Here is a 20099-nt window from a genome sequence, read left to right on the forward strand (position 1 = left end):
CCCGGCAGGATGTTCCCGTCGGCCCTCTCCCGGTAGCTCAACTGCCCTGCGAACACCGGAGGTTCGTCAAGGCGTGAGCATGGGTCATGGTACTCCGCCGACTGATGGCCGAAGACGGCCCCCGTGAGGATATGGCGTCTGAGCAGCATGTTTGGATGTGTTGGTGATTGTTGACGCACAGGAAACATCCCGGCCGCGGACGTACGTGGACCACATTCTCGAGCACTGGCACGAGGACGAGGACGCCGAGGCGCTCGTCCAAGGCGCGCAGCGGCTGACTCGGGGGGAGGCCCGGCGGCGGCTGTTCAGATTGGGGCATGCACTGCGCGGGCAGGGGCTCGCGCCCGGCGACGGAGTGGGGCTGTTCCTGGCCAACCGCGTGGACTCCGTCCTGGTGCAGCTCGCCGTCCATCTCATCGGCTGCCGTGTCGTGTTCCTGCCGCCCGAGCCGGGGCCCGGCGAGCTCGCCGCGCTGGTCGAGCAGTCCCGGGCACGCGTCGTGGTCACCGACCCGCTCTTCGCGGAACGGGCCGCCGACGCGGCCGGCCGCAGCGTCCACGCCCCCGCGCTGCTCGGCCTCGGGCCCTGTGAACAGGGGTGCACGGACCTGCTGGCGCTGGCGGCCGAGTGCCCGGCCGTGCGCCCCGACGGCGTGCCCGCCCCGGGGGCGGACGAAGCCGTCACCGTCCTCTACACCGGCGGAACCCTGGGCCGCCCCAAGCTCGCCGCGCACAGCCACCGGCTCTACGACGCGCTGGTGGACCTCGTGGAGGACGACCCGCAGAACTCCGGCTCCGCGTTCTTCCCGGCCATGGACCAGGGCACGGAGCGGGTGCTCGCCGCCACGCTGCTCACGCACGGCAGCGGCCACCTCACCTCGCTCCAGGCTCTGGTGACGGGGTCCGCGCTCGTCGTGCTGCCCGAGTTCGAAGCAGGCGCGGCGCTGACGGTGCTGCGCGAGGAGCGGATCACCGCCACCATGTTCGTACCGCCCATGCTGTACGCGGTTCTCGACCACCCGGAATGCGAGCCGGGCGTCCTGCCCGAGCTGCGGCGGATCGTCGTCGGCGGCGCGGCCACGTCGCCCAGCCGGCTGCAGCAGGCGGTCGAGGTGTTCGGGCCCGTGCTCAGCCAGGGCTACGGGCAGTCGGAGGCGCTCGGTATCACCGCGTTCGGTGCGGAGGACCTCGCCGCGGAGGCAGCCCGGCGCCCCGAGATCTGGCGCAGCTGCGGTCGCGCGATCTCCGACGTCGAGATCGAGATCCGTGATGAGGACAGCACGGCGGCACTGCCCGTCAGGCAGGTCGGCGAGGTGTGCGTCCGTGGCGAGACGGTGATGCTCGGCTACTACGAGGACCCGGAGCGCACCGCGGCGGCACTGCGCGACGGCTGGCTGCGCACCGGGGACATGGGTTATCTCGACGCCGACGGGTACCTCTATCTCGTCGACCGGGCCAAGGACATCATCGTCACCGGCCGCACCAGCGACAACGTCTACTCCCGGGTCCTGGAGGACTTCCTGCTCACGCTGCCCGGTGTGCGCAACGCGGCGGCGCTGGGCGTGCCGGACGAGGAGTACGGGGAGGCCGTACAGATCTTCCTGGCCACGGCCGAGGGCGGCGCCGGCGTCGACCCGGAGGCGGTCGGCGCGGCGGTGACCGCCGAGTTGGGAGAGCTGTACACGCCCGCGAAGACGGTGCTGCTGGACCAGCTGCCGACGACCAAGGTCGGCAAGGTGGACAAGAAGGCGCTGCGCGCCGCGTGGACGAGCGGGGCCTTGGGCGCGCCGTAGGCTCCGCTTTGTGGAGCACCCGGGCCGACGCGGGGGCAAGTGCGCCGGAAGGACTGGGTCTTTGCGGCGCACTTCGACCGGCCGCCGCCCTTTCTTGTGAAAGGGCGGCGCCGCGCCACAGTCCGACGGCTGATCCGGCCCCTCTACGCCCGCCCCGCGTCAGGGGCGCCCGTGCTGCCGTCGGCGGGAGTGCCGGAGTCGGCGGACCGCTCGGCCAGGGCGGCGGCCCAGGTGGTCGACCAGTCGACGAGGGGGCTGAGCGCGGTGTGCGCCTCTCGTCCCAGTGCGGTGAGGGCGTAGTGGCCGTCCGGGGTCTGGTGCACCAGGCGTGCCTCGATCAGTTCGAGGAGGCGTTGACGCAGCACGCTGGAGGACATGTTGGCGCAGCGTCCACGAAGGGCGCGGAATCCGAGGGCGCCTTCGCGCAGTTCCCACACCACGCGCAGACTCCAGCGGCGGCCGAAGAGATCGAGCGCGGCCATGAGAGGGCTTCCGGTGGCCGAGCCGCGGACCGGCCGTCCTGGTGTCGGTGTGGCCATTGCGGTCCTCCTGCACTCCTGCGGATCCCCGGCCTCTGGTGCTTCGATTTCCGAAACATTAACATCGCCCCGAGATTCGGAAACCGAAACGTTTGGGGGATCACGTGACGACGTTGACCACGCCTGTGTGCCGGCGGTTGGGGATCGAGGTGCCCGTGGTGCAGGCGCCCATCGGGTCGGCGGTCACGACAGAACTGGTGGCCGCGGTGGCGGAGGCGGGCGGGCTCGGCACCCTCGCCCTGACGTGGGTCACCGCGCAAGAGGCGGTGCGCCGCATCCGGGAGGTCCGGCGGCTGACGCCGAAGCCCTTCGCGGCGAACCTGGTGCTGGACTTCCCGGTGGACGAGCTCCTCGACGCCTGCCTGGCGGAGAGTGTGCCGATCATCTCGACGTTCTGGGGGGATCCCTCGGCTGTCACCGAACGCGTGGGCTCGGCCGGCGCCGTTCACCTCCACACCGTCGGTTCCGTCGCCGAGGCCGAACACGCCGTTGCCGCAGGCGTCGACGTGATCGTGGCCCAGGGATGTGAAGCGGGCGGCCACGTGCGCGGGGAGAGCACCACGATGGCGCTCGTGCCCGCCGTCGTGGACGCTGTGCACCCGGTGCCCGTCATCGCGGCCGGCGGCATTGCCGACGGCCGCGGGCTCGCCGCCGTACTGGCTCTCGGCGCCCAGGCCGGATGGCTGGGCACCCGGTTCCTGACGGCATCCGAGGCGGCCACGCACGAGGTCTACCGCTCAGCCGTGATCCGGGCGGCCCCGCAGGACGCGGTGCACACGCGATGTTTCGACGGAGGCTGGCCCGACGCCCCGCACCGCGCACTGCGCAACTCCACACTCGACGCCTGGGAGGCCGCGGGCCGCCCCGCCGCGCCGAACCGTCCCGGAGAGGGCGATGTGGTGGCCGGCAGCGCCGACGGACGGACGTGGCCGCGTTACGAGGACATGGTCCCGGTGCCCGGCATGTCGGGCGAGGTGGAAGCTCTCGCCCTCTACGCGGGCCAGAGTGCCGGGATCGTCCATGACGTCGCTCCGGCGGGCCGCATCGTTGCCGACATCGCCGCCCGTGCCGGGGCCCTCAGGGGCGTCTGAGGGGGGAAGGCCGGCCCTTCCACTCGCTGAACGGCACTCAGGGATCGCAGCGTCGGTGAACCGCTCCTCCGGTTGCCCCGACACCTGTGATGCACGGCTCGATCGGCCGCTGACGCACGGCGCAACCGGTCACTGTGGAAACGGTGTTATGCCGATGGCGGGGGCTCATAGGGTGCCCGCATGCCCACAGTCAACGAACTGATCACCTACCCCGTCAAAGGGTGCGCCGGGGTTCCGCTGACGGAGGCCGGACTCACTCCGGCAGGCCTCCCGCACGACCGCAGTTTCCTGGTCGTCAGTGATCGGGGTGTGTTCCGCACCCAGCGTACCGATCCGCTGCTGGCGGTGATCCGGCCCGACGTCAGCTCCGACGGCACCCGACTCACCTTACGAATAGAGGGAGGTGGGTCTGTTCACATCGAGGTGGACACCACCTCGCCGCGGAGGGACATCGACCTCTTCGGGGAACAATTCCGTGGTATCGACCAGGGAGAGGCGGCTGCCGACTGGCTGTCCGGGACGCTCGGTACGGACTGCCGGCTGGTGCGTGTACCACCGGAGCACGACCGGGTGGCCGACGGCCTCATTCCGGGCACCTCTGGTTACGCCGACAGCAGCCCGCTGCACATCCTTTCCCTGGCCAGCTTCAACGACCTCAATGAGCGGCTGGCGGCAGCGGGAAAGCCGCCCCTTCCGATGACCCGGTTCCGGCCGAACATCGTGCTGGACGGGTGGCACGAGCCGCACACCGAGGACCGGGTGCTCCGGGCCGAAGTGGGCGATACCGAGCTGGGGTTCGCCAAACCGGCTCTCCGCTGCGCCGTCACCATGGTCGACCAGGAGTCCGGTACCAAGGCCGGACCGGAGCCACTGCGGACCTTCGCCTCCTACCGGCGGGCGCCCGGGGGCGGTGTGGCTTTCGGCTCGAAATTCTCCGTGGTCCGGACCGGGAAACTGGCGGTGGGAGATGAATTCACCGTCACCGAATGGATGGCGGACGGAACGGGCTGATATGAGAGGAGCAGGTGACGGCCATTCACCGGACCTTCACAGGTCGGGTGGGGACCGGTCGGCGAGGTGAATGCATTGGCCCCGCCGACCCGGTGCACCTAGCCTGGAAGGGAAAGTGCACCTGCACGACTGCACCACAACGGGGAGTTGATTTCTGCATGTTCAGGGGAAAAGCGAAGGTCTTCGGGGCGCTGGCATCCGGCGCTGTTCTGACGATGGCCCTCGCGTCTCCGGCCAGTGCCAACGGGTACGTCGCGACGGAGAAGTGGGGCAACTTCAAGGCCGGCGCGGGCGAGGCGATCTTCTTCAGCGACGGGGAGACCGTACAGCTCGTCGACCGCTTCGCGGACGGCCGGGGAGTCACCGCGTACGTCGGTGGCCGCTCCATCACGAACAGGACCGGCGGTTCCACCAGCCACAATCTGTCCTTCCCCGAGGGAAAGACGATCGCCTTGAACGTCTGCCTCATCGATGGTGACGACATCGAGGACGGGACCTGCGCCTACTCGAAGGTCCGCACCTGACGGCACGCGTCGACGCTCGTGCCCGACCCGGTTGTTCGGGTGAGTGCAACGTCCCGAGCAGGGACTCACTGTCGGCGGGCCGCTCACTCGGGTGACAGCCGCTGAGGCCGTCATCGAAAGCCTTCCGCAGCATGCCTTCCGGCATGACCCATGGATACAGGGCCCGCCTCCTGCCGTTGGCCGGGGGTGGGCCTTCCGCGGTGATGAGCACCAGTCCGATCCATGGATGGGGGCCGGTCCGCCCGGAGCGGAAGGCCGCGGAGCTGCACCGCGCGCTGCTGCAGCCCAAGAAGGAGGAACTGATCCGGCTCCGGCGGGAACGGCTGATCGACGACACCGTCCTCCTCCTCGTCCACCGGTGAAGCACCGTTGCACCACCAGGCCTCGACGGCCCGACACCCCGACGCCGGAATGCCGGCGCAGGGAGGTCGGGCCGTCGAGGTGTCACCCGTTCCCGGCGAACCAGGGGCGGGTCAGCGTCGCTTCAACCACGTGAAGGCGCCGAAGGCGAGGCCGATCGCCAGGACGGTGACGAGCACCGCCGTGATCTTCTCGCCGGTGCTCAGCATCCCGATCATCTGCAACTCCTCGCGGCGTGGGGCGGAGTGGCCCACACGGCTTCTCCAGGGGGTGAGAGGCGCTGCGTCGTGCGCTGGTTCCCAACGGGATGCGCGCTGCCGTCGCATGAGGGCGGGAGGCGCCGCGCCGGTGCCTCCCGCCCTGTCTCATGGCGGCCGCCGGTCCCTCGACCGGTGGTCCGTCGGCGCCGGTGGGCCCCGCTTCGCTTGCCGGCCGCGGAGCACCGGGGCCGGCAGGGCCTTCGACCTCGGAGCACCGGGTCCTCAGGCGTCGTCAGCACAGCGGCGCGTTCGTGCCCGGTCCGGTGCGGTCTGCCGCATCCCGACCGGCCGGGGCTTCGGGCGGCGCCGGCAGCGTGCCGGCCGGAACAGCGGCCGGGGTGCCGCCCGGTGCCGACAGCGTGCGCAACGCCCCCTCGGTGGCGTCGTCGTCGGGCAGATACGCCAGGAAGTGGTGGCCCGGTTCGTCGACCGCGGCCAGCTTCACGTACCGCAGGCGCAGATCACCGGCGGTCGGGTGCCTGAAGTGCCGTACCGCGGGCTGGAATCCGGCCGTTTCCCGCCGCCGGTACCAGCGCGCCGCGTCCGGGTCGGTCAGCAGGGCGCCGATCAGCTCGGCGAACCGCGCGTCCTGCGGCGACCGCGCGGCCCGGGCGCGGAACTGCCCCAGCAGGGCACGGGCCTCCTGCTCCCAGTCGGCGAGCAGAGTGCGGGCACCGGGCCAGTGGAAGACCAGCCACAGGAGGTTGCGCTCCCCGGGGCGGAGCCGGGCCGGATCGGTCAGGAGAGCGGCGTACGCGTCGTTCCACGCCAACAGGTCCCAGTGCGGGTCGAGGACCACCGCCGGATGCGGCGTCATGGCCCGCACCAGGCTGTGCAGATTGCGGGACACCCAGGTGGGCGCCGCGGCGGGCGGCCGGTGCCCCGCCAGGAACGACAGCACGTGCGCGCGCTCTGCGGGATCCAGCCGCAGCGCCGTCGCCACCGCGCGCAGCACCTGCTCGGAGGTGCGGACCCGGCCCTGTTCCAGCCACGTGTACCAGGAGGTACTGATCCCGGCGAGGTCCGCGACCTCGGTGCGCCGCAGCCCCGGTGTCCGGCGGCCGGGAGTCTCCGGCAGCCCGACGTCCGCCGGGGCGAGCCGCTCCCGGCGCGAGCGCAGAAAGGCCCCGAGTTCGGCCTCGGGGGCGGCGTGGGGCGTTTGCGCGGATCGGGCGGGGCCCGACGGCCTGCCGCGTGCCATGGTGCCGGTCCTCCGGGGTCGTGGACGTCCGCCTGCGGGCACCGGGGCGTCCCGCACGGGCCGTCGGAGCCGGGAGACGCCGGTCTCCCGACTGCCTGTCAGAAAGGGTAATAGCCGGCGACGTCCGCGTCGGTGGTTCCGGTGCTGAACTGAAGTCAACTCCACCGCATGTGTGCGGAGTTCATCCAACCCGTCGAAGCCCCGGAAGGCGCGCCCGACCATGTCCACCACACTCTCCTCGCCGGCGGTGACCCACCTGCCGCCGTCCGCCCTGCGGCTGCTGCGCACCGCGGGATTCGTCAGCAACTTCGACCGCTTCTGCATCGCCCCCATGCTGGTGCTCATCGGCCCGGGGCTGGGCGCCCCGTTACCGACGGTGGCCCTCGCGGCCGGCGGTTACTACCTCGCCTACGGCCTCATGCAGCCGGTGTGGGGCCTGGTCAGCGATCTCCGGGGCCGGGTGTGGGCGATGCGGGTGTCGCTCGGCGGCGCGGCCGTGGCCGCCCTGGCCTCCGCGGCGGCGTGCAACGCCCCGATGCTCATCGGGGCGCGCATGCTGGCCGGCGGCTGCTTCGCGGCGGCGATCGCCGCGTCCCTGACCTACGTCGGGGACACGGTGCCCGCGGCGGTGCGGCAGCGCCCGCTGAGCGAGCTGATGACCGCCTTCGCCCTGGGGACGGCGACGGCGTCCGTGGTCGCGGGCGCCCTGGCCCACTGGCTGAGCTGGCGGCTCGTCTTCGCCCTGCCCGGACTCCTCGCGGCCGGCCTGGCGGTGCGGCTGCGGCGACTGCCCGAACCCGAACGGGAGCGGCCCCGCACGCCGTTGGCCCCGTTCCGTGTGGTGCTGCGCTCGGGGTGGCAGTGGTTCGTCATGGCAGTGGCCCTGCTGGAGGGAGCCGTCCTGCTGGGCTTCCTGACCTACCTGGCACCGGCGCTGGAAGCCCGCGGAGTGCCGGTCCCGCTGGCGGGGGCGGTCGTGGCGCTGTACGGGGCCGGGTCGATGGCGGCGGCGCGGCTCGTCGCGCGCCTGGTCGGCCGGTGGACACCGGTGCGCCTGATCGTCGTGGGCGGGGTGCAGACCGGGCTGGCCCATCTGCTCGCCGGCTGGAGCCAGTCCGTCCCGGCCCTGGTGGTGGCGGCGCTGCTGCTCGGCGGCGGCTGGTCCTTCCTGCACTCCACGATCCAGTCCTGGGCGACGGCCCTGGTCCCTGCCGCCCGCGCCACCGGGGTCGCGATGTTCGGCGTCGCCCTGTACGTCGGCAGCGCGCTGGCGACCGGCCTCGCGGCCTCCACCGCGGACCACCACGCCTACCGGCCCCTGTTCTGGCTCGCCGCGGTGCTGACGGTGCCCCTGACGGTGGCGGCGGCCGCGGGGCGGGCCCGCTACCGGTGAGCGGGGCGGATCCTGTTCGTGGCGGGGACGCGAGGCTGCCGGGTGCCCGATGCCGGGGTGCCGGGGTGCGGGGGGTGTCGGGTGCCCGATGCCTGGTGCCGGTGAGCGGGTGGTGCCGGTGAGCGGGTGGTGTCGGCGGTGGGAGTGAGCGGGTCGTGTCGGGCGGTGCGGGGGAGCGGGTGCCGCCGAGCGGTCGTCGGCAGGCCACCCGTTCACCGGAAAGGGCCGCCCGCCGACACCCGTGAGCCGTGCCGGCGGCCGGTCAGCAGCCCGCCTCGGTGTCCGCCAGCACCTGCCCCAGGGCATGGGACGCCTGGCGGACCATGGCGGGGTTGATGTCCCAGTAGTACGGGAGCGCCGTCACCGCTTGCGCGAGCGCCCAGCCGCGGCCGCGCAGCCAGGCGGCGGGCCCGGCGGCCGTCCGTGCGCGGAACTCGGCGCGGTTCGCCCCGGTGAACAGGTTCCAGGCGGGCAGCAGATCGACGGCAGGGTCGCCGACGCCCAGACAGCCGAAGTCGATCACCGAGGAGAGCCGGTCCCCGGCGAGGAGGAGGTTGCCGGGCAGGAGATCGCCGTGGATCCACGTCACGGCGGATGCGGGCTCGGCCGTCAGCGACTGCTCCCAGGACCGCAGCACGTGCGCTCCCGCCACACGGTCGCCGAGCTCCGCCACGGCGCGGCGCACGGAGGCGTCCAGGCCCGCGAGCGGCCCGCCCCGGGAGCCGTGGGAGAGCAGCGGACCGCCGTCGGCGGCTACGGCCCGCAGCGCGGTCACGAACTCGGCCAGTGCGGTGGCTACTTGCGGCGTGTCACCGGTTGTCGGCGTGGCGGCCTCGCCCGGCAGCCACGCGTAGACGGACCAGTCGAAGGGGTAGTCCCCGTCCGGCCGGCCCACCGCCACCTGGGCGGGAATGGGCAGGGGCAGCCGCGGGGCGAGCACCGGAAGCCACTTTCCTTCCGTCACCGCCTGCTGCACGGCCCCGGCAACGCGCGGCATGCGGACGGACAGGGTGTCCCCGAGACGGTAGACGCGGTGATCCGTGCCGGAGGTGGGAACGGGGCGGACGGGCAACTCGGCCCAGTCGGGGAACTGCCCCGCCACGAGCCGACCCACGAGAGCGGCGTCGGTCCGGACCTCATCGGCATGCAGGGTGGTCGCTTCCATCACAACATCATCCCTCCCTGATGACGGAGCTCAAATGATTACTCTCGTATCGGAATTGGCCGCGATAGCAGGAGGAACAGACTGTGCGTCAGGCAGTTGTAACGCCCGAGGGCGACCGGATCCGCTGGGTGGAGCTGCCGGGGCAGGAACCCTCCCGCGTCTACGTCCACGGTCTGGGCGCCACTTCCCCCGCCTACTTCGCGGAGGTCGCGGTCCACCCCCTGCTGGCCGGCCGCCGCTCGCTGCTGGTCGATCTGCTCGGTCACGGCCTCAGCGATCGGCCGACGGGCTTCGACTACACCCTGGAGTCGCACGCCGATGCCCTCGCGAACGCCCTGATCTCCGCGGGCGTCACCGGCGCGGAGCTGATAGCGCACAGCATGGGCGGTTCGGTGGCCATCGTCCTGGCCGCCCGGCACCCGCATCTGGTCTCCCGGCTGGTCCTGGCCGACGCCAACCTCGACCCGCTCCCGCCTCGGCCCGGCGCCCTCGGCAGCAGCGGTATCGCCGCCTACTCCGAGCAGGCGTTCCTGGCGGGCGGCTGGGAGGAGGTCCGGGACCGGTCCGGTGCGTACTGGTGGGCCACCATGCGTCTGGCCGGTCGTGAGGCCCTGCACCGCAGCGCGGTCCACCTCACCCGCGGCAGCGTCCCCACCATGCGCGAACTCCTGCTGCGCCTGACGATTCCCCGTACCTACCTGCTGCCCGAGGCCGATGGCCCGCTCCCGGGGGCCGACGCGCTCGCCGCGGCGGGGGTGGCCGTGGTGCCGATCCCGGACTGCGGGCACAACATCATGCTGGACAATCCGGAAGCCTTCACCCGCGCCACCGCGGCCGCGTTCGCGGCCCAGGGCCAGGGCCAGGCCCAGGCCCAGGACCAGGCGTAACGGGACTGCGGCCGCAGGCGGCCCGTGACTTGGGCCCCACGTGAGGCCGACCACGTGGGGCCGACCACGGGGGCCGACCGCGCGGACTCATCCGAGTGCGACCGGGACACGGGCCCGCGCGCCCCTGCCCATCCCGCCTGCCTCACCATCTCCCGGACACGTCACGGACGTCCGGTCGAGGAGTTGCCCGGCTCTCGCGCGGATTCCGCCGTGGCCGGGCGATTCCGCTTCCGCGCCGGTGTTACCGACCGTATACCGCCCCTCACGAGCCGCGTTGCGTGCTGCGCCGCTCCGTCGGCCCCGAACGGACCGGTTCCCGCTGAGCCCTTCGACGGCCCCCGGGGTCCGATCCGGCCGGGCCGGCCGATGCCGTTCCACCCCGCCCCGGGCGCGCCCTCCGACCCACCCCGGTGTCGGCCGGCCTTGTCGCGCGGCGGCACTATGACGCGAATCTCTTTCCGGGCGGCAAACAAACCGCTGGGGCGATTCATGGCTCCTTCCCTGGTGGGGGAGTGTTACGGAGGTGGCCGGAGTGCCGGTCGCATCCGGGCCTGCTGGGCGAGACAGTGCATGGGGAATGAAATGACCGCCGGGGCTGAGACGGTGCGCTACGCGCTGCTCGATCGACTGCGCGCATGGCGCGGCACGGAAGAGGTGGAGCTGGGATCGCGGCAGCAGCGGACGCTGCTGGCGCTGCTGCTGCTCCGTCAGGGGGCGCCGCTGTCGGTGGACGGGCTGGTGGCCGGCGTCTGGGGGCAGGATCCTCCGCTTCGGGCCGTCGGCGCGCTGCGGACCTATGTCTCCCGCCTGCGGAAGCTGCTGGAGCCCCGCCACGGCACCGGGGGCGCGCCGGCCGTGCTCGTGTCCGAACACGGCGGCTATGTGCTGCGGGTCCCGGTGGAGGCGGTGGATCTGGGGCGGTTCCAACAGGACGTGGCCGCGGCGGAGCTCGCCCGGGCGGCGGGCCGCCCGGGCGAGGCGCGGGAGCTGCTGCGGACCGCGCTGGCCCTGTGGGGTGAGGAACCCTTGGCGGGACTCGGTGGTCCGGGGATCGAGGCCGAACGGGCCCGGCTGTCCGCACGGCGGCTCTCCGCCCTCGAGTCCCGGCTCGCGCTCGACGTGGAGCTGGGGGAGCAGGCCGCGGTGCTCGGCGAGCTGCGTGAACTGACGGAACGCCATCCGCTGCGGGAGCGCCTCGGTGAACTGCTCATGCGGGCGCTGGTACTCAGCGGCCAGGAGGCGGAGGCGCTGGCCGTCTACGAACGTACCCGGCGGGTCCTCGCCGCGGAGTTCGGTCTCGACCCCGGGCACGAGATGGCATCGCTGGCCGGCAGCCTCCCCCTGCGCCGGGCCCCGGCAGGTGCGCCCGCCCCCGGCGCCCTCCCGGAAGGGGCGACGGCGTCCGGGACCGGCACCATGCGGAGCGGCTACCACCGGCCCGCACAACTCCCGCGCGACCTCGCCGACTTCACCGGCCGTGACGGGGCCGTCGAGCGGGTCACCGGGGCACTCACCACGGCCGTCGGCCGGGCGGTGCCCGTGGTGCTGGTCTCAGGTATGGCCGGGGTGGGCAAGAGCGCGCTGGCCGTGCACGCAGCCCACCGGGTACGCGGCCACTTCCCGCACGGGCAGCTCTACGCGGATCTGCGCGCCCCCGACGGCGGGCCCGCGGATCTCGCGGGTGTGCTGGGGTCGTTCCTCCGCGCTCTCCGGGGGCCGGTCGAGCCGATCCCGGAGAGCGTCGCCGACCGGGTCTCCCTGTACCGCACCGAACTCGCCGAACGCCGGGTCCTGGTGTTCCTGGACAACGTCACCGACCCGGAGCCGATCGGGCCCCTGCTGCCCGGCGGCCCGGCCTGCGCCGCACTGATCACCAGCGGTGTCCGGACCACGGCGCCGGCCGGTGCCGGCCACACACATCTGGACGCGCTCACCCCGGACGAGGTGCTCGCCTGGCTGGAGAAGGCGATCGGCCCGGAGCGGGTCGCGGCCGAACCCGAGGCGTGCGCGCGGCTGGCCGAGGTGTGCGGAGGTCTGCCGCTGGCCGTGCGCATCCTCGCGATGCGGCTCGCGACCCGGCCGTCCTGGACGGTCGCGTCCGTGGTGGAGGGGGTGTCCGGGCGGAACCGGCCGGCCGGGCTGCGTGTCGCGGACCTCTCCGTGGAGGGGGTGTTCCAGCGGGAGTACGCCCGGCTGCCGGTCCGGCTCCGTCGGGTGCTCCCGGCGGTGGCCCGGTCCGCGGACGAGGACGGGATCATCGGGACGGCCGCACTGACCGGAGCCCTGGGCAGGTCCGCGCACGCCGCACACGACCTCTGCGAGGAGCTGGTGGACGTCAGCTGGGTCGAGTCCGCGGCTCCCGGGCACTACCGGATCCACGGTCTGCTCCAAGAGTTCGTCGGCGCCCCGGAGTTCGCCGATGCCCGGGAGGCGGGCGGCGGGCCGGGGCGGGAGGGCGGCCCGTACGCGGAGATCCTCTTCGCCCCCGGTGACGACGGCGGCCGCGGCGGCGCGGCGGCACGACGGCTGCGCCCGGGCGGGCAGGACGACCTGGCGTCCTGAGTGCACCGGCGCCACGACCGGCCCGACGGCCTGGCCACCCGACCGCACCGCCACCCGACCGCACCGGCCACCCGGCATTCTGGCCGCACGCCGCACGCCGCACGCCGCACGCCGCACGCCGCACGCCGCCCGTCACCTGCCGCACCAACCGCACCGGTCCCCGGCCCGCCGGCCGTACTCCGATAATGATCAGGGGCGGAGCACCACGCAGGCGGCTCCGCCGGCCAGTCGGCAGCCTGCGGGCCCGGTCCCAGGGCCACCGACCCCCAGGGAGACCCTTCGTGCCGTCCCACCATCCCGTCCCGCCGCCCGGATCGCCGGACCTCTCCTTCCAGGTGCTCGGCCCGCTGCATGTCCGGGCCGGCGGCCGGGACACCGAGGTGCGGCCGCCGCTGTGCGCGGCCCTGCTGGCCACACTGCTGCTGCGCCACGGCCGCCGCGGCAGCACCGCGACGCTCGTCGACGCGGTCTGGGGAGCCCGCGTGCCGGCCCGGGCCGCCGGTTCGCTGCGCGGCCATGTCGCCCGGCTGCGCGAGCTGTTGGAGCCCGGCCGTCCGCCCCGTACCCCGGCCCGCGTCCTGGTCACCCGGCCCCACGGGTACGCCCTGCGGCTGGAGCCGGACGCCCTGGACCTGACGGTCTTCGACCGCCGGGTGGGCAGCGCGGAGCGGGCGCTGTGCGCCGGACGCCCGCAGGACGCGCGGCGGCTGTACGACGCGGCGCTGGAGCTCTGGTACGGCGAGCCGCTGGCCGGGGTGCCCGGGCCGTTCGCCGCCGCGCAGCGCGCCGCCCTGCGGGAGCGGCGGCTGGCGGCGGTGGAGGCCCGCTGGGCCGTCGAGCTGACGCTCGGCGGCCACGCCCGCGCCGTCGAGGAGTTACGGGCCCACGCCGAGGAACACCCGCGGCGCGAGCGGTTGCAGGAGCTGTTGATGACGGCGCTGCACGAGACGGGCCGGCAGACCGAGGCCCTGGAGGTCTACGCCCGCACCCGCCGCGCCCTGAACGGGGGCGGAAGCCCCGCGCCGACCGCCGGACTGGAGCAGGTGCACCGGCGCATCCTGGCCGGTGAGCGGGCCCGTGACGGCGGCTCGCCCGACCTCGGGCACACCGTATTCCGCGGGCGCGACGACGGCCCGACGACGCCCGCCGTGACCCCCGCCGCCCCGTTCCGGCCGCTCGCCCCGGTGTCCGTCACCCTGAACCTCCCCTCGGACATCACCGACCTCGTCGGCCGGGACGCCGTGGTGGAGCAGTTGCAAGGCGCCCTGGAGCAGGGCCGGGTGGTGGCGCTCAGCGCCATCAGCGGCATGGGCGGCGTCGGTAAGACCGCGGTGGCCGTACGGGTCGCCCACGCCGTCCGCGGGCGTTTCCCGGACGGGGTGTTCTTCGTCGACCTGTCCGGCATGGACCGCCGCCCGGCGGACCCGAACCAGGTGCTCGGCGACGTCCTGCGGGCCCTGGGCGTGGCCCCGGCCCACCTCCCGGTGGAGTCCGCCGAGCGCGCCGCCCTGTACCGGTCGCTCCTCGCCGACCGGCAGGTCCTCCTCGTCCTCGACAACGCCCGGGACCTGGACCAGGTGCGCGACCTGCTGCCCGCCGGCCCCGGCTGCGGCGTCCTGGTCACCAGCCGCACCCGGCTCGCCGGGCTGAGCGGCGCGACCCTGGTCGACCTGGAGGAGCTGACGGAGAGCGCCGCCCTGGCCCTGCTGGCCCGGCTGGTGGGGGACCGGCGGGTGCGGGCCGAGGAGGAGGCGGCCCGCGCGCTCGTCACTGACTGCGGCCGGCTGCCCCTGGCTGTGCGGATCGTCGCGGCGCGGCTGGCGGCGCGGCCCGCCCTGCCGGTCGCGGAGCTCGCCCGGGCACTCGCCGACGAGCGCCGCCGGCTGGCGGAGCTGAGCGGCGACACCGCCGCCGTCGAGCCGACGTTCCGGCTGGGGATCGGACTGCTCACCGCCGAGCAGCTGCGGGCGTTCCGCCTCCTCGCGCTGCCGGCCGTCCCGGAGCTGTCCCGGTCCGCCGCGGCCGCCCTGCTGGACCGCCCGGAGCACGCCACCGAGTACCTCTGCGAAGCGCTGGTGGACGCGAGCCTGCTGCAGTCGCCGGCCCCGGGCCGCTACCGCTACCACGACCTGCTGCGGCTCTTCGCCCGGGAGTCCGCGGCCGACGGGCTGCCCGCCGCCGAGCGCGATGCCGCGCTGGTCCGGCTGCTGCGTTCGTCCCTGGCCCTCGCCCGGGACGCCTACCGGCTCGCCACCCCGGACGACGCCTTCCCCACGGACGAGGAGCCCACCGGGGCGGCCCGGCGCGGCACCGGGCCGCGGCCCGTCGCCGCGTTCGCCTCCCAGGAGCAGGCCGCGGCCTGGCTGCTCGACGAACAGGCCACCCTGCTCGCCCTCGTCGAGCAGGTCGCCGGCGTCCCCCGCGCCCCCGCGTCCCTCTGTGCCGAACTGCTGCTGGCCACCGACCCGTTGGGCCGCAACAGCACCCGGACGCGGAACCTGGAGCGGGCCGCGCGCGCCGTCCGGGACGCGGCCGAACGCTCGGGCGACGCCCCGGCCGAGGCCGCCGCGCACTACATGCTGGGCGGCGCGTTCGCGATGCGGTTCGAGATGGCCGCCGCGGTGCCCCACCTGCGCACCACGGCCGGCATCTGCCGCCGCGAGGGCCGCCGGACGCTGCTGGCGCACGCCCTGAACGCCCTCGGCGGCTGCGCGCTGGCCCTGCGCGACTTCCCGGCCGCCCTGGAGCACTTCACGGAGGCGCTGCCGCTGGCCCGGGAGACCGGCAGCCCCGGCTGCGAGGCCCTGACCCTCGGCTACCTCGGCCTCGCCCTGCTGGCCACCGGACGGCCGGGGGAGGCCGTGCGGTCGGGGCGGGCCGCGGTCGCGCTCGCCCGGTCCCGCGACGACAGCGGCGGCGAGGCCAACGCGCTGCGGGCGCTGGGCCAGACCCTGCTGTACGCGGGGTTCCCCGACGAGGCGCTGGAGTGCCTGCACTCCAGTCTGGAGCTGTGGCGCCGGACCGGGTCCTCGTTCCGGGAGTCGCTGGTCCTCGGCGGGCTCGCCGAGGCGTACAACCTGACGGGCCGGCCCGAGGAGGCGATCGGCCATGCGGCCGAGGCCCGGGAGATCGCCACCCGGCACGGCGACGCGTACCTGCTGGGCAGGGCCCTCACCCAGCTCGGCCACGCGTACGGCGCCCGGGGCCGTACGGAACAGGCGGCCTTCCACTACCGGTCGGCGCTCGGCATCCTCCGGCGGCTGGGGATGCCGGACGCCGCGGACGTCGAGGCCCGGCTCGCCGCCGGCTGACCCCGGGCGCCCACCGCACCGCAGGCGCGCCCGCACCCGTACCCACCTTCGGCGCCCCACCGCTTCCCGCGGTGGGGCGCCGTCGTCGTGCCCTTCGGACGGCGCCCCGGTCCCGCCGGAGGAGGCGTGAACGGAGCCCGGTTGATGTGCCGTTGATGCGCTGTTGAGGGCGTGCGAGCACAGCGCTGCCAGGCTCTGACCAACGCCTGACGCGGACGTTCGCCGCACCGGACGAGCGCGCCACGGCGGCCCGGGCATCGCGCGGTACCCCGGGGCCGCACGCCGATCTGCTGAGGAATCCCTTGGACCCCCAGGCCCTGCTTTTCTCCCTCTTCACGCCCGAAGGGCGGGAGAACCCCTTCCCGGCGCTGGAAACGCTCCGCGAGACCGCACCCGTCTACTACGACAAGGATCTCGACACCTACTTCCTGACCACCCATGAGCACTGCCAGGCGGTGCTGACCGACGCGGCCTTCCGCACCCCGGACCTGAGCTGGTGCGAGGAGCACCTCTCGGACTGGCGCGACCATCCCGCGGCCGAGTTCTTCTACGCCTCGATGCTCCGCGCCAACCAGCCCGACCACACCCGGCTGCGCCGGCTGGTCGGCCGCGGATTCACCCCGCGTCGTGTCGCCGCCCTGCGCACGGCCGTCGAGGGACTGACGGACGGGCTGCTCGACACCTTCGCCGGCACCGCCGCCCGCGAGGGTTCGGCGAACTTCCAGGAACTGGTCGGCTATCCGCTGCCCGTCGCGGTCGTCGGGGAGCTCATCGGGGTCCCGGCCGAGGACCACCCCCGGTTCCGCCGGCTGGGCAGCGACGCCAGCCGGCTGCTGGAACCGGTACGCACCCCGGAGGACTGGGCGCGGGCCGACGCCGCGGTGGTCGAACTCCGCGACTACTTCGAGGAGTTGCTCGACCGCCGCCGGAGCGATCCCCGTGAGGACCTCGCCACGGTGCTGCTGGAGGCGCAGGAGGGCCAGGAGCGGCTGTCCCGCCGGGAGCTGGTGGACACCCTGCTGTTGGTGTTCGTCGCCGGCTTCGAGACGACCACGGCCATGCTGGGCCTGGTCACCCACGCACTGCTGGCCCACCCCGACCAGCGGGCCCTGCTGGCGGCCGACCCCGGCCTGGCCGCCCAGGCGGTCGAGGAGGCGCTGCGCTGGGACACCCCGGTGCAGATGACCGAGCGGATCGCCGGCGAGCGGACCGGGATCGGCGGCGTGACGATCCCGGCCGGCGCCAACGTCACCACGGTGCTCACGGCGGCCAACCGGGACCCCGCCCAGTTCACCGACCCGCACCGCTTCGACATCCGCCGGACCGGAAGCAAGGTGCTGAGCTTCAGCGCCGGCCCGCACTACTGCCTGGGCGCCGCACTGGCCCGCCTGGAGGGCGCGGTGGCCGTCGACCGCCTCTTCACCCGCTTCCCCGGCCTCGCCCCGGCCGGACCCCCGGTGCGCCGGGAGTCCTTCAGCCTCCGGGTGTACGAGGACCTGCCCCTGACCATCGACGGCACCGCTCTCTCCCCGTCCCTCACAGCGACCACAGCAAAGGACTGACGCCATGGGATTCCTGGACACCGAGCGCGAGGCGCTCGACACCCTGCTGCCCGGCCTGGACGCCGCGCTCGCCCGGCACCCGCTGGCGGAGCTGGAGCGGCCCGGCAGCCCCGCCGTCGCCGCGTTCCGCGAGGCCGGCGGTGCGGGCCTGCTGGTGCCCGCGCAGAACACCGGTATCGGCGCGGACCCCTTGCAGGCCGTACGGGTCCAGCGGGCCGTGGGCGCCCGGTGCCCGTCCCTGGCCGTGGCCACGACCATGCACCACTTCTCCGTCGCCAGCCTGGTGGAGACCGCCAAGCACGGGGCCGGCTTCGAGTGGATGCTGCTGGAGGCGATCGTCGGCAAACGGATGCTGCTGGCCTCCGGGTTCGCCGAGGGACAGACCGGCCAGTCGATCCTGCGGCCCGCCATCCGGGCCGAGCGGCGCGGCGGCGAGGTGGTGCTCAACGGCAGCAAGAAGCCGTGCAGTCTGGCGCACTCCATGGACCTGCTCACCGCCTCCGTGGAGATGACGGACGACAGCGGCGAGAGCCGGCTGGCCGTGGCCATCGTCCCGGCCGACGCCGACGGGGTGTCCGTGCGCCCGTTCTGGCGCAGCACGGTGCTGGCCGGCGCCGAGAGCGAGGAAGTGGTCCTCCAGGACGTGGCGCTCGATCCGCAGATGGTGGTCCTCACCGAGGTCGGGGCCGACGCCGTCCTGGACTCCCTGCACATCGCCGGATTCCTCTGGTTCGAGCTGCTGATGACCGCCGGATACCTGGGCACGGCGAGCGCCCTGGTGGAACGGGTGCTGCGACACGGCCGTGCCCCGGCGTCCGTCCGCGCGGAGCTGGTGACCGACCTGGGCGCGGCGATGCTCGCCGTCGAAGCGGTGGCCCGGACCATGCGGGAGTCGCAGACCTGGGGCGAAGGGCTGCTCACCGACGCCCTCACGGCCCGCTACGCCGCACAGGACGCCATCGGACGCACCACCCGGACCGCGCTGGAGACGCTCGGCGGCATGTCCTTCATCTCCTCCGACGAGGGCACCTACCTGGCCTCGGCCGCCGCCGGCCTGAACTTCCACCCGCCGTCCCGGGGGCGGATGGCGGAGCCGCTGTGCGCGGCGCTCGACGGCGGGCCGCTGCATGTCGGCTGAGGACGTCCGCACCGGCGGCGGCCCGGCCCGCCCGGCACCGGACGCGCCGGCGGCCCCGCGCTACACCGTGCAGCGGCTGACGAGCCCCGGCGACGTGCCGCCGGAGGTGTGGGACGCGCTGACGCCGGCCGACGACCCGATGTGGGCCCAGGGGGTGTTCGCGGCCATGGAAGGATCCGCGATCGGCCCGGACGGGTACGCCTGCCTGCTGGTGCGCCGGGACGGACACCCCTGTGCGGTCCTGCCGCTCAGCGCGGTGAGCGGCCTGCAACTGGAGCGCGTCGTGGGGCCTCAGGAGCGGCGGCTGCTGGCCCCGGTGGCCCGCCGGCTGCCCCGCCTGACCCGGGTGCCGATGCTCTTCTGCGGCAACTTCCTGGGCCAGGGACACCTCGCCGGCCAGGGCCCGCTGCCGGCCCCGGTGGCCACGGCACTGGTGCGCGAGGTCCTGGACTTCGCCCGGGGGCACCGCCTGGGCACGGTCGTCTTCAAGGACTTCGCCCCGGAGGAGCTCCACGCGCTGCGCCCGGCGCTGGACGAGGCGGGGTTCTTCACCGCCGCCGGTCTGCCCGACACCGAACTCACCCTCGGGCACCGGGACTTCGAGAGCTACCTCGGATCGCTGCCGGCCAAGCCCCGCCGCAACGCCCGCAGCAAGATTCGCAAGTTCCGGGCCCACCAGGACCTGCGCATCGAGGTGCTGGAGGAGTTCGGCCCTTTGATACCGGCCATGATGGAGCTCTACCGGCAGGTCATGGACCGTGCCGACCAGACGCTGGACGTGCTGGACGAGACGTTCGTCCGGGCGCTCGCGGACACCGGCGACGTGGACCAGCGGCTCGTCGCCTGCTTCGAGGGCGACCGCCTCGTCGCCTACCTGCACTGCCTGTTCCGGGGCCGGGGCGCGGTCGGGACCCGGATCGGCCTCGACTACCGGCTGGCCCACCGGGCGCGGCTCTACCACAACCTCCACTACGCGGCGATCGAACTGGCGATCAGCCGGGGCTGCCGGCACATCCGGTTCGCCCAGACCGCCTACGAACCGAAGCGTGAATTCGGCTGCGAACTGGTCGAACAGAGCTACGCGATCACCCACACCCGACGGCTGCCCCGGGCCGTCCTCCGCCTGCTGCTGCCCCGGGCCCTGAAGGCCGCCCGGGAGCAGGCCCTGGCCCCCAAGTCCTGAGGAACGGGCCCGAGTCCGGGCCCGAGTCCGGGCCCGGAAGCCGGGACCGGCGGAGCCAACCGGCTGACCGGCGGACGCCACCAGGGGGACCGGCGGCCGGGGGGACCGGCCGCCCGTCCC

Annotated in this window: 15 protein-coding genes; 12 read left to right on the top strand and 3 right to left on the bottom strand. The window is 74.0% G+C overall.

What is annotated here, in order from left to right:
• Positions 1 to 205 precede the first annotated feature (205 nt).
• Complete coding sequence (locus tag AC3EQ1_RS05270; RefSeq protein ID WP_432093073.1) at positions 206 to 1792, top strand: class I adenylate-forming enzyme family protein; 1587 nt, start codon at positions 206 to 208, stop codon at positions 1790 to 1792.
• A gap of 143 nt (positions 1793 to 1935) precedes the next feature.
• Here the strand turns inward: AC3EQ1_RS05270 and AC3EQ1_RS05275 are convergent, their stop codons facing one another.
• Positions 1936 to 2331 carry a winged helix-turn-helix transcriptional regulator gene (locus AC3EQ1_RS05275; protein WP_432093074.1) on the bottom strand — a complete coding sequence of 132 codons (396 nt, stop codon included), beginning with the start codon at positions 2329 to 2331 and terminating at the stop codon, positions 1936 to 1938.
• Positions 2332 to 2435: 104 nt separating this feature from the next.
• On the opposite strand from AC3EQ1_RS05275, the gene AC3EQ1_RS05280 reads away from it, so the two are divergent.
• The 4 genes from AC3EQ1_RS05280 (at position 2436) to AC3EQ1_RS05295 (ending at position 5319) form a co-directional block, all read left to right on the top strand.
• A complete protein-coding gene (locus tag AC3EQ1_RS05280) occupies positions 2436 to 3422 on the top strand; it encodes an NAD(P)H-dependent flavin oxidoreductase (RefSeq protein ID WP_432093075.1) in 987 nt (328 codons plus the stop codon).
• Between the two features lie 180 nt (positions 3423 to 3602).
• Complete coding sequence (locus AC3EQ1_RS05285) at positions 3603 to 4433, top strand: MOSC domain-containing protein (protein WP_432093076.1); 831 nt, start codon at positions 3603 to 3605, stop codon at positions 4431 to 4433.
• A 158-nt stretch (positions 4434 to 4591) separates the two neighbouring features.
• Positions 4592 to 4957, top strand: a complete 366-nt coding sequence (locus AC3EQ1_RS05290; protein ID WP_432093077.1) for a hypothetical protein — start codon at positions 4592 to 4594, stop codon at positions 4955 to 4957.
• Positions 4958 to 5160: 203 nt separating this feature from the next.
• Complete coding sequence (locus AC3EQ1_RS05295; RefSeq protein WP_432093078.1) at positions 5161 to 5319, top strand: hypothetical protein; 159 nt, start codon at positions 5161 to 5163, stop codon at positions 5317 to 5319.
• Between the two features lie 490 nt (positions 5320 to 5809).
• Here AC3EQ1_RS05295 and AC3EQ1_RS05300 read toward each other — a convergent pair whose 3' ends face one another.
• Positions 5810 to 6778, bottom strand: a complete 969-nt coding sequence (locus tag AC3EQ1_RS05300; protein WP_432093079.1) for a helix-turn-helix domain-containing protein — start codon at positions 6776 to 6778, stop codon at positions 5810 to 5812.
• A gap of 220 nt (positions 6779 to 6998) precedes the next feature.
• On the opposite strand from AC3EQ1_RS05300, the gene AC3EQ1_RS05305 reads away from it, so the two are divergent.
• Positions 6999 to 8171, top strand: a complete 1173-nt coding sequence (locus AC3EQ1_RS05305; protein ID WP_432093080.1) for an MFS transporter — start codon at positions 6999 to 7001, stop codon at positions 8169 to 8171.
• A 262-nt stretch (positions 8172 to 8433) separates the two neighbouring features.
• On the opposite strand, the gene AC3EQ1_RS05310 is transcribed toward AC3EQ1_RS05305, so the two are convergent.
• Positions 8434 to 9336, bottom strand: coding sequence for an aminoglycoside phosphotransferase family protein (locus tag AC3EQ1_RS05310; RefSeq protein WP_432093081.1), 903 nt, complete (start codon positions 9334 to 9336; stop codon positions 8434 to 8436).
• 83 nt (positions 9337 to 9419) lie between these two features.
• On the opposite strand from AC3EQ1_RS05310, the gene AC3EQ1_RS05315 reads away from it, so the two are divergent.
• The 6 genes from AC3EQ1_RS05315 to AC3EQ1_RS05340 all read left to right on the top strand — a co-directional run bounded on the left by AC3EQ1_RS05315 (position 9420) and on the right by AC3EQ1_RS05340 (position 19979).
• Positions 9420 to 10223, top strand: coding sequence for an alpha/beta fold hydrolase (locus tag AC3EQ1_RS05315; protein ID WP_432093082.1), 804 nt, complete (start codon positions 9420 to 9422; stop codon positions 10221 to 10223).
• A gap of 582 nt (positions 10224 to 10805) precedes the next feature.
• Positions 10806 to 12785, top strand: coding sequence for an AfsR/SARP family transcriptional regulator (locus tag AC3EQ1_RS05320; protein WP_432093083.1), 1980 nt, complete (start codon positions 10806 to 10808; stop codon positions 12783 to 12785).
• 281 nt (positions 12786 to 13066) lie between these two features.
• Positions 13067 to 16096, top strand: a complete 3030-nt coding sequence (locus AC3EQ1_RS05325; RefSeq protein ID WP_432093084.1) for an AfsR/SARP family transcriptional regulator — start codon at positions 13067 to 13069, stop codon at positions 16094 to 16096.
• A 302-nt stretch (positions 16097 to 16398) separates the two neighbouring features.
• Positions 16399 to 17658: a cytochrome P450 gene (locus tag AC3EQ1_RS05330; RefSeq protein WP_432093085.1), complete on the top strand. Its 1260-nt coding sequence runs from the start codon at positions 16399 to 16401 to the stop codon at positions 17656 to 17658.
• A 4-nt stretch (positions 17659 to 17662) separates the two neighbouring features.
• Positions 17663 to 18796, top strand: a complete 1134-nt coding sequence (locus tag AC3EQ1_RS05335; protein ID WP_432093086.1) for an acyl-CoA dehydrogenase family protein — start codon at positions 17663 to 17665, stop codon at positions 18794 to 18796.
• Entirely contained in the window at positions 18786 to 19979 is a 1194-nt protein-coding gene (locus tag AC3EQ1_RS05340; RefSeq protein WP_432093087.1) for a GNAT family N-acetyltransferase, read from the top strand. Before AC3EQ1_RS05335 ends, AC3EQ1_RS05340 begins: the two co-directional genes overlap by 11 nt.
• The last annotated feature ends 120 nt before the right edge of the window (positions 19980 to 20099 follow it).

Source organism: Streptomyces sp. bgisy100 (genome assembly GCF_057709105.1).